The organism is Ochrobactrum sp. BTU1 (genome assembly GCA_018798825.1).
Classification (GTDB): Bacteria; Pseudomonadota; Alphaproteobacteria; order Rhizobiales; family Rhizobiaceae; genus Brucella.
In genome coordinates this window covers 444,154-459,337 of record CP076355.1, presented here as the reverse complement: position 1 = coordinate 459,337, position 15,184 = coordinate 444,154, and the positions used below count along the sequence as shown (strand labels likewise).

Sequence of the window (15,184 nt, the reverse complement as noted above, 5' to 3'; positions counted from 1 at the left end):
ATTCGTTCACGCGCTCGGACTTACGCAGCACAAGTTAAGCTTGAGCCATATGAACTTTCAGAATGAGAACGGCCTATCTAAAGTGTTTTCTCAAATGACATATCGTTCCACAGTGGCGACTGGCGGCGGGGTATCGCCTTCGAAACTGATGCTGCAGAACTGGTTTGAGAGCCTTTTCTGTTAAAGACGTCAAAACAACTCCATCAGAAGCGGTAGTTTACGCCTGCCTTGATGACATGGTCATGCACATTTGTATTGGTGGTACCATATGATGTCGTGCTTGAGACATCCTTGGTTGTCACGTAGTTATACTCGATTTTTGCCGACAGACCGCCGCCAAATCCCTGTTCAATACCACCGCCCAGAAGATAACCCGATTTCCAGCCGTTAGGGCCGGTAACGTCATCGCCGTCTTTGAATTTTGTCATGGTCACACCTGCTGTGCCGTAAACCAGTGATCGATCAAACGAGAGACCAGCTTTGGCCTTCGCTGCACCACGAAACCGCTCTTTCAACCGGCCATCCGGTACGCGGGCTTCATTTCCCATATACGAACCTTCAAGTTCGGCACCAAGAACAGCAGGGCCAAACTGGAAATTGTAACCAGCCTGCACGCCGCCGGTCATGCCCTTGCCGCCAGTAAATGGATTAATCTTCGGCGAAGCCAAACCACCATGAGCACCGATATATGCGCCGCCCCATGAAAATGCTGGCGGGGTTTCGTAATCGTAGGATCCTGAATTGTAGTTGAGATCAGCAGCATATGCGTTTGTTGTGACCGCGAGGGCAGCGGTCGCAGTCGCAAGGGTTTTTGCGATAAAAGACATGTATAACTCCAGACGAAGCCAGCGCATCATTCATTGACGCTTACAAAGCTTCAGTTCGCGTTGGAGAGCCCGAAGCAGGCTCCTATTGATCTCCCAACCCAATCAACGATGTGCGCTGACTAATTCAGAAGATGCTGGCATTCTCCTCGCGAGAGTTGCGCTTAGATTACAGGAACATTCATTATATAAAATTTATCCATTGTTTTTAAGTGCTTAAAGTGCTTTCTTTAACTAAATATTAAAGAATTGTGCTTTGAGGCATAAACTACTCAATGCTGCTTCTTGTTTAGATCGGCGCCTGATCTCGCCGTGACTGATTGAATCTGCAGACGCACGCAAAAGCCAGGTTTCAAATCAAAAAACATGACTTTTCCGCCGTGAATTTCTGCAGCCTTTTGGACAAGGTTCAATCCAAGTCCAGCTCCCGATGAATGCGTATTAATGCGCCGAAATGGCTCAAATACATGCTCGCGCTCAGAAAGAGGAATACCAGGACCCTCATCACAAACATCAATAGTTCCAGAAGCGCCTACCTTGATAACGATAGCCCCTTTGCCGCCCGCATGGTCGATCGCATTGCGGATCAGATTAACGACTGCCATCTCGATAACCGAAGTCTGAACAGTGAAAATAGCTTCTTCGCTGCTCGGCTCAAAGTCAAAATCATAACCTCCATCGAGCGCCAGCGGTGCAAGATCAGCAGCAAGCCGCTGAACAAGCACATTCAAATCCTGACGTTCAGCGCGCAGTTCAACAACACCGATAGCCTGCATTTCAAGTAACTGATGCGCCACACGAGACAGGCGATCTATATCGGATCGCAACTGCTTGCTTACATCATCATCGGCTAGAAGATCAGCTCGTGTCCGAGCTATGGCGATTGGTGTTCTAAGCTCGTGGGCAGCGTCTGCGAGAAAACGGTTTCGGCGATTATAACCTTCATCAAGTTTGGAAAGTGCGGTGTTGAAGGCATCGACCAGCGGAATGATCTCCTGCGGAACTTTGGACCGGTCAATACGTGCAGAACGGTTCTCAAAATTGATAGCCTGCGCTTGTTTCACAGTTTCCATGAGACCACGAAGGGAGCGGCCAACAGCCCGTGGTGTCACGATCAACGTCGCAATGCTAGTCAGGATCAACATTGGCACGACAGCGATCAGGACGATGATACCTAAGCCCGGCAACACATTGGACCAATGAATTTCCCCATCAGGATATTTAGCGAGATCGATTTGCATACTAATCCAGAGACTGATCCCGTCGTTTTCAAATCCTTTTTCCGTGGCCGCTATCACTTGAAGTTTGCCAACGGAGGTATTTCGATTTTCCACTGTAGCACGCGTCGTATTGGCCGTTTGCACACGCGCACGGTCAATGTTCCATGGAAAGGTCGCATCAAGACCCGCCCACGGTATCTTGCCATATTGCACGACAACCGCATTTTCATCTCTCACGATGAACCACAGATCGGGATATCGTTGTTTGAGCTGAGTGAACTGCGGGGTCTCTAATATCTGAACATGGCCCTGCCCGTCTTTCATCACACTTTCGGCAACAACGCGCACCGCTCCTTCATTGGCATCTTCCAACTCGGGGTTGATGATCCAAATCCAGCCCACGAGCAGAATGACGAAAAGTACAAGTAAAGATGCCTGCAATATGAACAGGCGCCTCATCAGACTCCATCGCAGCGATTGGCTACGCATCTTTTTCATGCTTTCGACCGGATCAGATAACCAATGTTTCGCACCGCCCTAATCTCAACAGTCGCGTCGGCCTGAGCCAGTTTCTTGCGAATGCGGGAAATGTGAGCATCAAGGGCGTTTGACTCAATCTCGTCATCAAGTGTGTAAACGGCCTCGACGAGATTTGAACGGGTCACAATACGGTTTGGGCGCCGCATTAACGCTTCCAGCGCGAGATATTCTCGCCGCGGGAAATCAATAACCGCATCAAGCACAGTGACCTGTTTGGTCCGAGGGTCAATGATCAGGTTTCCGAAGCTCATAAATTTATCTGACAACGAAGGTCCCCGCCTCCTAAGTGCGCGCAGTCTCGCAAGCAGCTCTTCAATGGCAAAAGGTTTGGCAAGATAATCATCCGCCCCTGCATCTAGCCCATCGACGCGGTGATCGACGCTTCCCAATGCGGTTAAAACAAGAATGGGTACGGAGAGCTTACTCTTGCGCAGTGCTGCGACCAAATTGAGCCCTTCTCCGTCAGGAAGACGACGATCCAAAACGAGCACATCGTAATTGCCATCACGCGCCAGGGCATCTGCATCGGCAATGGTGCTGACATGATCAACCAGCACTTCATGTCGTCTGAGCGCTTCAAGTAAAGCGCGCGCCATTTCAGGTTCATCTTCGAGAAGCAAGATACGCAATGATTTTCCCTCAGAGGCCAGTTTTTGTCCTCATTCCCCCACTAGCCATCCAACATTGCGACTACATTGCAATTGGCATCCTTTACTATATTTAGCACCTTGCAATAAGCTTTCCGAGCGGCATTGTTAAACGGTGGCTAAGGGCATCTCTGAACAACCAAAACGTGCAATGTGCTTGCAATCTTGGCTCATATCGTTACTGCAGATAGCAACCGATAGGAACAACCATGGCAGTCAGATTATTTCCTGCCTCCCAGTGAGGAGTAGCCGCTCTTGGAACAGCTGTAGTGCTGACAGGCTGCGCTTCGCAAATGCCGCACCCATCAGTAGCGTCATGCGGGATTTCGGCCCTCCCGACAATATCTATAAGATGAGCGCAAACGAGCAAGCCTATCGATGGAGCCGAACCAAAACGCAAGTCGTTGCTGGTAAGTATAACGGAGAGGTAAAAGAGACACCTCGCGGAGAACGTTATAAAGGAACTGAAACTCGCGGATATGTCGAACATACCGGGTGCTTCTACACCTCCTATCCGCGAAGATCGGGCCATGACTGGTTAGTGGCAAACTTCCGTCGACCACCCCTACAATGCGAATGATTTCAAAGTGTAATTCGCGCATCCGGGCGAAGACTGGTGTTTAAAAAAACTAAGGCTTTCGAGACATTTTAGCATCGAAAGCCTGGTATTTATGGCAGGTGTCTGATGGAGTTGCAAAAGCAAGACCCGATCAGTTCTTCTTCCATTGAACCTCTTCAATTGCGACTTTACCTGAACGCTTATCGTAGAGGCAAATAACCGTCGTGTCTTTGGATTGCTTGCGATTGCGGGTCGACCCTTCACGCAACAGCAGTGCAACTTTCCCAACTCTATCATCAAAGTCGACAGGCTCGGAAACAAAAGGACTGACCATGGACGATTTCGCCATGCATGAACTGACGACTTTGGTATGAAGCGCCTCCCAAGCAGCCGAACTGGATGCATGAGCAGAGCCCACGCAAAAAGCAAACGCAGTAAGTGTAAATGCTACCGTCTTCATTGACAGACCTTTCAAGCAGGATAGTTATTGCTTGCCGATCAGTATCGCACATTGAATAGGCTGTCGGCTCTAACATTTCTAACAATGAATAAGCCGCAAAAAAGGCATTGTTGCAGGAGGGCGATCACCGCCCTTCTGCCGGTTAGACCAATTCAATCCCGACTTAGCGCGAACTGATGGTCCAGAAATCCTGCCAATCCTGAAGCTTTGAGTAGTCGCTTTCAGCGGTCTCAGAATGCGGGACATAGAGCTGGTCGATGACTTTCACGATGCCAGACACTTCGCTTTCTGGAATTTTCGCGTCCTTATTTGACGAAATCTTTCCGTCTGCCAACTGCGGAGCCATGCCCTCTTCCGTCATCATGTAATGCACGAAGAGCTTGGATGCATTCGGGCTTTTCGTACCGGACGCGATAACGGCAACGCGTGGCGTCAGCTGTCCTGCCCAAGGCTTCATGCCGGCACAAATTCCCATCGTGTAGCCATTCTTCTTGGCATCACGGAAAATCGAGGTGCTGAGGAAGCCCATAAATGGCTTTTCCTGCCCCTTTGCACCGATGATCGGGCCAACTTCCGTATCGCTCCGTGTAACGCTCGGGCGGTTCTTGGCGAAGCGCTTGACCCACTCAGCGGTCGCGCTTGCTTCATCGGTTTTCAATGGCTCACCGAAGAACTCTTCATATGCATTGCGCATGGCTTCATCATCATGCTCGGCAATCTGATTGAACCAGAACATGGTTTCGTTGCGCAGGAGCGGATCAGGAATAGCTATGCGGCCCTTCCATTCTTCCGTGGTCAATGCCCAAATATTGTCAATTGGGCACTTATCGCCATGGACATCCGAGTTATAAGCCCACACCCATGGGTTAAGGCTGGTGATAGCCGGGTTCTGATATTCCACAGGCACCTGATCCTTGAGATCGACAGGAAGCCAACTGAGACCTGCGCCCTGAACTATGATCTCCGATGTAACTGATGGCAGATTGCTCATATTGAAGACATCCGTGCGAACATTGTTCGCAGCAGCTTCACGCAGAATGACCTGTTCCTGGTTCTGGCCGTTCATCTTCACGCCTGTAGCCTTCACACCGTATTTTGCGGTGAAGGCTTCAGCCATGGTGACGATCTTACCAGTGGCGTCCACAACGGTAATACCGGGCTCTTTCTTGGCCGCTTCAATCAGTGCTTCTAGTGAGAAATCCGCATCCTTGATGCCGATTTCAGCGACCGGCTCTGCGAAGGCAGCCGTGCTTGCCAGAAGTGCGGCACTCAACGAAAGGGCTGTATATTTGCGAAGGGTTGAACTCATTATTTCCTCCAAAGTTGATAATTATTGTTTGAAAGCGAAAGCATCGACGCGCATTTGATGCGTCTCTTTTCAGTCGCTGATGCGCTTGCCTTCTCTGTCAAACACATGGACGTGACTGCGTTCGACAGAGAACCAGATTTCATCGTCAGCCTTCTGGGCTGGAGCATCTGCAGCGATTGCAAAAAACTGCTCGCCGTGAACTGACATTTCGACGATCCAGCTACCGCCGGTAGGCACGATATCGACCACTTTGGCCACGCATCCCTGCTCAACAGGCGTATCGCTGAGACGTACGGATTCAGGCCGGACACCGACGGATCCGACATTGCTTGCCGCAAGGCTCTGCGCCTTGAGGTAATCGCGTGCCCATGTCGCCAACGCGCCGTTATTGCTGTCATTAAGCTCAATGATATTGATCGGCAGATTGCCGATGAATTCAGCCACAAAGCGATTGGCCGGGCGCTCGTAAATGTCGTCAGGCGTGCCAAGCTGCTGCAACTCGCCTTCGCTCATCACCGCAATCGTGGTTGCCAATGTCATGGCCTCCCACTGATCGTGGGTTACGAATACGACCGTCGACCCCATTTCCTGATGAATACGCTTGAGTTCCGCGCGCATTTCGAGACGCAGTTTCGCATCGAGATTGGACAGTGGTTCATCGAGCAGAATAATATCGGGCTTAAGCGCCAGCATACGCGCAAGCGCTACGCGCTGCTGCTGACCGCCAGACATCTGCGCTGGCAAACGGTCGCGATAACGCTCAATGCCAAGCTTCTGCAGAACGTCATCGATAATACGCTGACGCTCAGCCTTTGCGACCTTATGCAACTTCAAGCCGAACTCGACATTTTGTTCGACAGTCATATGCGGCCAAAGGGCATAGTTCTGGAACACCAGCCCCATGCCACGCTTTTCGGGTGGTACATAAATGCCGTCATCAACCGACACAATCTTCTGACCATCGACGAGGATCTGACCTTCGGTTGGATATTCAAGACCCGCAATCATGCGGAGCGTCGTCGTCTTACCGCAGCCCGAAGGTCCTAGCAGGCAGAGAAACTCCGACTTTGGAATTTCGAGTGAAAGCTTTTCAACTGCGGCGCGGGCGGCTTTGCCGTAGCTCTTTCTGACATCGCGAATAGTAATGCTCGACATTATTTGCCTCCCAATCCGTCAGACAATTTGCTGTTGGTGAGTTTTTGAACGATGACTGTGCCGCCAAAGGCGATGACACAGATCATCAAAACGACTGCATTTGCGGCCTGGCTGTAGCTGTAGTCGACGAGGCGCAATGCATAGGTGGTGAGAACATCCGTGCCCGGCACAGCCAGCACGACGACGAGGCTCAAGCCTTTGATGCCAGAGATAAACGGCAACAGAATACCTGAAACCAGAGAGCCTTTCTGGATCGGCGCGACAATCGAAACCAGACGACGCCAGAAACCGGCACCCACGATCTGGGCCGCTTCTTCAGGTGCTTTGCCAAGTTGCATCATTGCCGAGATACCCGCACGCGATGCGAATGGCATCTGATCGGCAAGGATCGCGAGAACCAGCAGAATCGGCGTTCCGTAAAGTGCCGGAAGCGGACCACGCTGCACTGCAAACATAGTGAGATAGGCCGCAGCAAATGCAATGCCCGGAACCAGATACGGCAAGAATGTCACCTGACGCAGAAACGTGCCGACAAGCGAAACAGGCGTACGAGCCACGACATAGCCGACCAAAAGACCAAGCAGGCCTGCACCCAATGCAGCCGAGCCGACGATCCACAACGTGTTCCAGGTCGCTTTCCAGAACTCGCCAGTCAGGAGGATGCCATTGCTCATCGCGGTGGTGTTAAGATCGGTGCCGATCCAGAAATCCAGCGTGAAATTATCAAGCGTGAAAACGCCCGGCACGCGCATAACCGTCGTCAGCAGAAGCGCCATCAGCGGAATGAACGCACTGACAACGAACATGAGTGCGGCGAAGCTGAATGCAGGCACACGAAAACGACCGAGGTCTGTCTCGCGGTTCATAGAACCCTTGTTGCCAATAGTGACGAAACGGCGCGCTTCCTTGAGCAGATACATATCGAGGAAGATTGAAATGCTACCAAGAACGACAATGGTTGCCGCAAGAACGGCACTCATGCCAGCCTGACTGGTTGAAATTGCACGGAAAAGAGACGTTGCCAGAACGTCAAAACCAACCGGCACGCCAAGAATATAGGCGACACCAAAGTCGCCGAGACATTTGGCGAAGATCAGCGTTGAAGCCGACACAAGCGAGGGCAGCATCAATGGAAGAATGATCCGGCGCGCAATCAGCAACTTGCCTGCGCCCATGACACGGGCTGAATCTTCAAGCGTGGAATCAAACTGCCGCAACGCATTGCCGAAAAGCAGGATCACGAATGGCGTATAGTGCATGGCCAGAATGAGCGTAATTGGCAACATGCCGTAAGCAAGCCAATCAGGTGGCGAGAAGCCCAAAGCTTCCATCCAGCTTGGCTGACCACCGGTGGTGCGGTTTTTAAACAGGGTCAGCCAAGCCAGCGCGAAGGTCCACGAAGGCAGCATGTAAGGAACGATCAATGCTGTCGAGAACCACTTCTTGCCCGGTAAATTTGTGCGGCTCAAAAGCCATGCGAGTGGAATGCCCGTGACAAGCGCAAAGGCAATCGAACCAAGTGCGATGATTGCCGTGTTCCAAAGCGGACGCCAAAACACATCCGTCGAAATCGCCGAGAAGAACGCACGGTTGAGATAATAAAAGGTCAATTCACCAATCTGCTGGCCCGAGCGTGCCCGATCAGCAAATTGGACAATCACTGCATCTGACAAAAGCAGCACGATTGGCGCTGCAATCAGATAGGCAAAAACCATTGCCAGCATAACCCCGATCAGTGTCGTGGGGTCTGCATTATAGACCTTATATTTGTAGGTTAGTTGCTTGTAAAAACTCATTATTTTATCCACTTTGAGCCGAAGAGACTCCGACCGAAACCCAATCGGGTTGCAGTTGACTGTGTTCTGGCTTGCTGCGGGAGCTGGCACTCAGAGAAATGCCATGCGAATTGATCGCTTACTAGGAAGCGAATTATGGAGGCGGTGCGCCAGCCTTCTCGCTCACCTCGCGCACCACCGACCACGCGGCTGCGTAATCTATCGGAATGAAGTGATTGTCGCCCTGAAACTCGGCTCTCATTTCAGACGTAAATGTGAAATTAAAGAAGCAGCGCTTCATTTCCGCCACAAGAGGTGGAGCAAGATTGTGAGCATATGCAAATGATGAGGTTGGAAACAGATCGCTCTGATAAATCAGACGAATGGCATCACGCTTCACAAGCCCCCGCTCGATCATGCGTTCAAGCACATCGGAGGCAACCGCCGCCATATCGTAATCACCGGCGACAACACCGAGGATCGATTTGTCGTGTCCGCCCGACATGATAGGCGCATAGTCCTGCCCCGGCGTGAGACCTTCTTTTGGAAAGAGAGCGCGTGGCGCGACATTGCCGGAATTTGAGAACAATGATGCATGGGCGACGCGATGCCCTTTAAGATCACCCAATTTTTCATAGGAAGATTCCGCGCGCACGACCGCGACCAGCCTATAGCCGCGCATCTGATCGCCAGTGCCTTTGGCGGCAAAAGGAACGGCACCTGCGCGATTGACCGCCTCAATTGTCGGCCCTGTAGAGAACCCCGCAAAATGCAGACGTCCTGAACGCATCGCATCAACTTCATCGGCGCTGGACTGAATTGGATAATAAACGATCTGCCGTCCAAGGCAGGCTTCAAGATGCTGCGTGAATGGCTTGAAAAGTCGCGCATAAACCGCCGGGTCTTCGATGGGCGAATAAGCCCATACGAGTGTTTGCGGATCACGCCACTGGGAAGCGTCTTTGGGTGTATCTGCGACAAGGTCGCGGTTCTCGTCGCAATAACGCTCATCCAGCGCACCGCGATAAGCGCAAGCAGCATCAGCGGCATTCGCATAAGCGATGCACAGCTGAAGCCCAAACAAGGTCATGCCGATTCGACATGCCAACCCGCGCCAGAACATTTTTTCCTCCCTGGACACTTGCTATGATACAAGCGCCGCAGCCTCATCCAGTATTGTCTCAGATACTAGCAATTCTAACTGTCAGAATCCTGTCGTCCCGAAAACCTTGAATAGAATCGTCGAACACAACATGCGTATCCTTCTTGTAGAAGACACAATCGATATTGCGTTTGCTATTGCTTCAAAGCTTGAAAAGGAAGGCCACTCTGTCACGACTGTCTATGATGGCGTGCAAGGGGAAGATCTGGCTGTGAATGGCTCCTTTGATCTGGTCGTACTCGACATCAACCTTCCGGGACGTGACGGTTTTGCCATCCTGCGCAGTATGCGCGAACAATCCTTGTCATGTCCGGTATTGGTAATCACCGCTCGCAATCAGATTGCCGACAAGATCGATCTTCTCGAGCTTGGCGCTGATGACTACCTAGTCAAACCCTTCGATCTCAGGGAGCTTGTTGCCCGTATCAGAGCAGTCGCAAGACGGCATATGGGCGTGGCGCAGCCGGTCTTGCGGATCGGCGAACTATCGATCAACCTGACACAAAGATCAGTGATGCAGGGTGACGAGCCACTGGATTTCGGGCGGCGCGAATTCGACGTTCTCGAGATGCTTGCCACCCGTTTCAATGTCACGGTCCCAAAAGATATGCTGGTTCTGAAACTGTTTGGCCATGAAGATACCGGCACACCCAATGCTATCGAACTGCTGGTTTCACGCGTGCGGAAGAAGCTCGAGAACAGCACAGTTGAAATTATCACACAACGCGGCGTGGGCTATCTGCTCAGGCTTAAAGCGCTGCAACTCTGATGGTCAAAGGAGCCGCAAACAGGGAATATTCAATCCAGCGCCGCATTCTGGTGGGCAGTGGATTGACGCTGCTTGCTGTCACCGTTCTGCTCTTCTTTCTTGGCCGCTGGTATGCGCATCGTGCGGCCGATGAAGCATTCGATCGTGTTCTTGGTGCCGCCGCCCTATCCATCGCAGACACGATAACTCTGCAGGATGGTTCGCTCAGCGTCGATCTTCCCCACTCCGCCTTTTCCATTCTGGGCACCTCGCGTCTCAATCGCATTTTCTATCGTGTCGTCGCACCCGATGGCAGCCTCCTGACCGGTTCACCCATTCTCGGGCTAGAAATTCCGCATGGCAATAATAGCCGCGTTCGCCTCAGCGACAGTATGTATCGTGGGGAAAAAGTACGAATTGCTGCAGTCGCACGCTATCACAGCGACGCAAAAGGCGGCGGTTGGGTCGATGTTCTGGTTGGGGAAACGCGGGAAGCACGGAGACAGCTGACGTTGCAACTAAGCCTCAATACTCTCTTGCCTGCGCTTGGAGTGGCTTTGCTCGCACTGGTGCTTATCTGGCTCGCAATCCGATTTGCATTCAGACCGCTGCGGACGGTTGAATCTGATCTGCGCCAGCGTTCCTCATCCGATCTCAATCCACTGGCCGGCCCTATTCCTAAGGAAGTCAGCGCACTTGTTGCAGCACTCAATGACTTCATGGGACGTCTGAACAATGTGCTTGCCGGATTGAAGCTGGTCACTGCTGATGCAGCGCATCAGATGCGCACGCCACTCACAGCCTTGCGTGCCCTGACCGAACTGTCGCTCGAAGAAACTGATCCAAATCGGCAAAAGGAAATCCTTGCCCGTGTCCATGCCAATTCCATAAGCGCAAGCCTTCTCGCAAATCAGCTTCTGTCTGAAGCGACCACACTGCACAGTATTCAGTCGCGAAAGCTCGAAACGCTCGATCTGCGGCAGGTTACACAGGAAGCAGTCCGGAGACTGCGCGCTGAAGGCAGTTATTCTGATCTGCAACAAACCATCAGCTTTGATGTGCCTGATGAGCCGCTCTATGTGAGTGGCGAAACCATCAGCCTCAGAGAAATGATTCGCAATATCGTCGAAAATGCACTCGTTCATGCACCCGGCCCTTTGACTATCAGCCTTAGCCAGAATGGAGCTACGATCACGCTTGGCGTTCATGACAGAGGGGCTGGGCTTGCGACCGACATGAAAGACCGTGTCTTCGAGCGTTTTGTCCGAGTGGACCAGTCAAAGCCCGGTTCCGGTCTTGGTTTGTCGATAGCAAAAATGGTTGCGGAAGCACTAGGCGGCCAGATCGAACTGCGTGACCGCGAAGGTGGTGGAACAAGCGTGCTGGTGTCATTGCCCGCGACGACGCCGGAGCAACGCACATGAAACGCATTATCCTGCAATTCTGTGCCGTTCTGATATTGATTGTTCCTTCATGGCATAACACGCATGCGCAAAATGACCTGGCATCAAAGCCCGAGTTTCAGATTGTCGGTGACATTGCACCCGAAACCATAGCCCCCGTACAAGCTGGTCTGGCCCGTCAGTTGCCTAGCGTCAATATCGCTTATCGACAGATCAGACCGGGCGAATGGACCTCGCGGCTTCTAGCTGGTGCCGAAGAAGCGAGTGCCGCCGATCTCGTTATCCTCTCGACACCCGATCTTGCGGTACTCATCGCCAATGAAGGCGGCGCGCAGCCAAGAAATGGAATTGTTCGCAATGCAGGATTAGCACCACAAGCTCACTGGCGCAGCGAATTGTTCAGCATTGGTTTCGATCCAGCGGTGAGTGTTGTCAAACGCCGCGCGCTCAACAATGAACTGCCAACGACACGCATCGAACTCGCACGATTGCTGGAGCAAAACGCAACGCTTTTTCAACGGCGTGTCGGGCTCGTCAATATCGGCATTGATAATGTCAGCTACACACTGGCGGCTCAGGATTCGATCCGATCACCGCTGTTCTGGCGTATCGTCCGTGCTTTCGGCGCATCACAAGCGCGTATTTTCGATACAAGCGAAGAGCTGTTACAGGCGTTGTCGGCTGGCAACATCGATCTCGCCTATAATGTGCCGTTGTCAGACGTAAGCAAATGGCAATATGACGCCCGGGATTTTGCAGTCATCGTACTACAGGATTACGTTGTCGCCCTGCCCTGGACCGCGCTCATCCCGGATCGAAGCAAACACGCAAACATCGCCGAACAGGCGATCACATTTCTTCTGTCTTCTAACGGTCAGGCGATCCTTCAAGAAACTGGTCTTGTATCGGAAACGAGTCCCTCGGACGTAGCATCACTGCAACCTGTCGAGCTTGGACCGGAGCTTCTGGTTTATCTCGACGGATTAAAACGCAGTCGTTTTCTCGACACCTGGTTCCAGCTTATCGTGCATGAATGATATTTCATATCACGATATGCGATCGTCTAATTTGATCAACGTGCTGGGCGATTCCTCGCCCAGCATCACAGTTTTTGGATTATCTTTAAAGATATCGCGCAGCTGGGTTTGAATTGCCAAACAGCGTGGAGAGTTCACCGCGCGCAGCTTCAAAATCTGTCCATTTCTCAACATCATGCAGCCCTGGAATGGTAACGCGCTCGCCGTTTTTGAGACCGGCAAGTGCAGCATCGACCATATCATCCGTCGACATCACAATGCTTTGCGGCAGCTCTTCCACTGGTTTACCAGCAATGCTCCAGAAGTCGGTGGCCGTCGCGCCCGGTAGAACTGCTTGAACACGAATACCTTTGTCTGCCAGCTCATGGTTGAGGGAGTGGCTGAAACTCAAAACATACGATTTCGAGCTGCCATAAACGCCATTCAATAGCTCTGGTGCTATCGCAACAACTGAGGCGATGTTGATGATCGTCCCCCGCCCCCGCGCGATAAACCCAGGTACGGCGGCATAAGTCAGTCGTGTCAGTGCGGTGATATTGAGCGTAATCATCCTCTCCATATCGTCCACATCGCTATCGAGCAGGGGCTTCACGCCACCCGCGCCAGCATTGTTGATCAAAAGACTGATATTCTTGTCGGATTTAAGTACATCTTCCACGGCGCGGACATCATGAGCGTTCGTCAGATCCGCTGGAAGCACTTCAACTGATCGCCCTGTCGCAGCGATGAGTTTCTTCGAAAGAGCTTCGAGTTTATCCGCACTTCGCGCCACGAGGATGAGGTCGTAGCCTTGTTTGGCAAGACGATCAGCATAGACAGCACCGATGCCAGTTGAGGCACCAGTTATGAGGGCTTTACCTAATGAATTAGCAGACATTCTAGTTCTCCAGATGATCGGAACGACCCGATATCTGATAAATAAGCTAGATGCCTTACGTCTCAAATGACGTATATATTACGTAATTAGGACAAATTCAGTTCCGCAAAGAGTGTGATTAGATCACCCCCTGCCGCGCATTACGACGGATGGCCTGAGGTGGCTGGCCGAAACCACGAAGAAAAGCTTCACGCATCCGCCGCCTGTCAATGAAACCGGTTTGTCCGGCGATCTCATCAATGCTGTGTCGGCTTTGCTCCATCATAAGACGCGCGGCTTCAAGGCGAAGATTTTCAACGGCCTTCGCGGGAGAATGTCCTGTTTCCGCCTTGAAGGCGCGGCTGAACTGCCGCGGACTAAGCCTTGCAACCTCAGCCAAATCTTCAACTGTTAACGCCCGCGAGAGATTTGCGCGCGCATATGTAAGGGCTGTTTGGATACGATCCGACTTTGCGCCCATATCAAGCAGAGCAGAATGCTGCGACTGACCGCCGGCACGCCTGTGGTACATCACAAGAGCCTGCGCAACGCGGCGGGCAACATCCGGGCCATGATCTTCCTCCACCATTGCAAGTGCCAGATCGATGCCTGCAGTCATACCCGCCGATGTCCAGACTTTGTCGTCTTTCACAAAAATGCGGTCTTCATCCAGTATGACGGTTGGGAAACGTTCTTTCAGGCTGCGCGCACAAGCCCAATGGGTCGTCACCCTTCGGCCATCTAGAAGCCCTGCCTGTGCCAGAACAAAAGCGCCAGTACAGATGGAAGCGACACGACGCGACGATTGAAAACTCCTGCGCGCAAAGTGGATCAGCCCTTCGGAAGCGTCCTCAAAAACCGTCGTCCCACCAGCGATAATCACGGTATCAAATATATTGTCTTGCAAAGGAGCGGTCATGATCGAAAGACCACCAGACGAACTTACAAGCCCGCCATGCTCTGAGAAGACAGCCGCGTGATACTTTTCCTCACCCAAAATCGAGTTAGCTGCCTCGAAAACCGGCTGCGCGGCCAGAGCCATTGATGAAAATCCGTCGATGACTACAAAAGCTATTGTTTGCATTCAGTATGCCTCAATGAGGTGAAATATCTCTTTTATGTAATATAGGCTGATTAACGGACACATTAAACCATCCCGATAAAAGTGGGAACCGGTGTCGCTTTAAACATTGCGCAGACAGACAGTTAGAGCCGCCAAATCTTGGGCGCAGCCGCTCTATCGAGCCGCGATTGGAAAGCAATATGGGGTTTCATAAAGCGGGCGTGGTACGACCAGCGCCTCAATCCCAAACACATCTTTCACCAGTTTAGGTGTCAAAAGCTGCGCTGGTGAACCCGAAGCATAAACGCGGCCCTCGCTGATCGCGATCAGATGATGCGCATATAGAGCGGCGTGATTGAGATCGTGCACGACCATGACAATGGTACGTCCACGCTCCTGATTAAGCTTTTGCAAAAGCTCCAGCAC

15 protein-coding genes are annotated in these 15,184 nt (G+C 51.9%); 4 read left to right on the top strand and 11 right to left on the bottom strand.

All coding sequences use genetic code 11. From position 1 onward, the window contains the following. Window positions 1–203: 203 nt before the first annotated feature. The 3 genes from KMS41_13475 to KMS41_13465 form a co-directional block, all read right to left on the bottom strand. Window positions 204–827, bottom strand: coding sequence for an outer membrane beta-barrel protein (locus KMS41_13475; protein QWK79928.1), 624 nt, complete (start codon window positions 825–827; stop codon window positions 204–206). A gap of 269 nt (window positions 828–1,096) precedes the next feature. Continuing rightward, the gene (locus tag KMS41_13470) at window positions 1,097–2,542 is read right to left on the bottom strand and encodes a HAMP domain-containing histidine kinase (protein ID QWK79927.1); all 1,446 of its coding nucleotides are present in this window, start codon (window positions 2,540–2,542) and stop codon (window positions 1,097–1,099) included. Beyond that, window positions 2,539–3,213 carry a response regulator transcription factor gene (locus tag KMS41_13465; GenBank protein ID QWK79926.1) on the bottom strand — a complete coding sequence of 225 codons (675 nt, stop codon included), beginning with the start codon at window positions 3,211–3,213 and terminating at the stop codon, window positions 2,539–2,541. The genes KMS41_13470 and KMS41_13465 overlap by 4 nt, the downstream gene beginning before the upstream one ends. Window positions 3,214–3,500: 287 nt before the next feature. On the opposite strand from KMS41_13465, the gene KMS41_13460 reads away from it, so the two are divergent. Beyond that, window positions 3,501–3,587: a hypothetical protein gene (locus KMS41_13460; GenBank protein ID QWK80247.1), complete on the top strand. Its 87-nt coding sequence runs from the start codon at window positions 3,501–3,503 to the stop codon at window positions 3,585–3,587. A 354-nt stretch (window positions 3,588–3,941) separates the two neighbouring features. Here KMS41_13460 and KMS41_13455 read toward each other — a convergent pair whose 3' ends face one another. The 5 genes from KMS41_13455 to phnD form a co-directional block, all read right to left on the bottom strand. Beyond that, the gene (locus tag KMS41_13455; GenBank protein ID QWK79925.1) at window positions 3,942–4,250 is read right to left on the bottom strand and encodes a hypothetical protein; all 309 of its coding nucleotides are present in this window, start codon (window positions 4,248–4,250) and stop codon (window positions 3,942–3,944) included. A 163-nt stretch (window positions 4,251–4,413) separates the two neighbouring features. Further along, window positions 4,414–5,559: an ABC transporter substrate-binding protein gene (locus KMS41_13450; protein ID QWK79924.1), complete on the bottom strand. Its 1,146-nt coding sequence runs from the start codon at window positions 5,557–5,559 to the stop codon at window positions 4,414–4,416. Window positions 5,560–5,628: 69 nt separating this feature from the next. After that, the gene (locus KMS41_13445; GenBank protein ID QWK79923.1) at window positions 5,629–6,714 is read right to left on the bottom strand and encodes an ABC transporter ATP-binding protein; all 1,086 of its coding nucleotides are present in this window, start codon (window positions 6,712–6,714) and stop codon (window positions 5,629–5,631) included. After that, window positions 6,714–8,510 carry an iron ABC transporter permease gene (locus KMS41_13440; protein QWK79922.1) on the bottom strand — a complete coding sequence of 599 codons (1,797 nt, stop codon included), beginning with the start codon at window positions 8,508–8,510 and terminating at the stop codon, window positions 6,714–6,716. Before KMS41_13440 ends, KMS41_13445 begins: the two co-directional genes overlap by 1 nt. A 133-nt stretch (window positions 8,511–8,643) precedes the next feature. Further along, the gene (gene phnD, locus KMS41_13435; GenBank protein ID QWK79921.1) at window positions 8,644–9,612 is read right to left on the bottom strand and encodes a phosphate/phosphite/phosphonate ABC transporter substrate-binding protein; all 969 of its coding nucleotides are present in this window, start codon (window positions 9,610–9,612) and stop codon (window positions 8,644–8,646) included. Window positions 9,613–9,742: 130 nt separating this feature from the next. On the opposite strand from phnD, the gene KMS41_13430 reads away from it, so the two are divergent. From KMS41_13430 to KMS41_13420, 3 genes are read left to right on the top strand one after another with little or no spacing between them, the layout of a single operon-like run. Beyond that, on the top strand, window positions 9,743–10,420 hold the full coding sequence (locus KMS41_13430; protein QWK79920.1) for a response regulator transcription factor: 678 nt from the start codon (window positions 9,743–9,745) through the stop codon (window positions 10,418–10,420). Next, the gene (locus KMS41_13425) at window positions 10,420–11,823 is read left to right on the top strand and encodes a sensor histidine kinase (GenBank protein QWK79919.1); all 1,404 of its coding nucleotides are present in this window, start codon (window positions 10,420–10,422) and stop codon (window positions 11,821–11,823) included. The genes KMS41_13430 and KMS41_13425 overlap by 1 nt, the downstream gene beginning before the upstream one ends. Further along, window positions 11,820–12,839: a substrate-binding domain-containing protein gene (locus KMS41_13420; protein QWK79918.1), complete on the top strand. Its 1,020-nt coding sequence runs from the start codon at window positions 11,820–11,822 to the stop codon at window positions 12,837–12,839. Before KMS41_13425 ends, KMS41_13420 begins: the two co-directional genes overlap by 4 nt. Before the next feature lie 85 nt (window positions 12,840–12,924). Here KMS41_13420 and KMS41_13415 read toward each other — a convergent pair whose 3' ends face one another. From KMS41_13415 to KMS41_13405, 3 genes are all read right to left on the bottom strand, one after another. Further along, on the bottom strand, window positions 12,925–13,716 hold the full coding sequence (locus KMS41_13415) for an SDR family oxidoreductase (protein QWK79917.1): 792 nt from the start codon (window positions 13,714–13,716) through the stop codon (window positions 12,925–12,927). Window positions 13,717–13,834: 118 nt separating this feature from the next. After that, window positions 13,835–14,779 carry a GlxA family transcriptional regulator gene (locus KMS41_13410; GenBank protein QWK79916.1) on the bottom strand — a complete coding sequence of 315 codons (945 nt, stop codon included), beginning with the start codon at window positions 14,777–14,779 and terminating at the stop codon, window positions 13,835–13,837. Window positions 14,780–14,932: 153 nt separating this feature from the next. After that, on the bottom strand, window positions 14,933–15,172 hold the full coding sequence (locus tag KMS41_13405) for an ABC transporter ATP-binding protein (protein QWK79915.1): 240 nt from the start codon (window positions 15,170–15,172) through the stop codon (window positions 14,933–14,935). Window positions 15,173–15,184 lie beyond the last annotated feature (12 nt).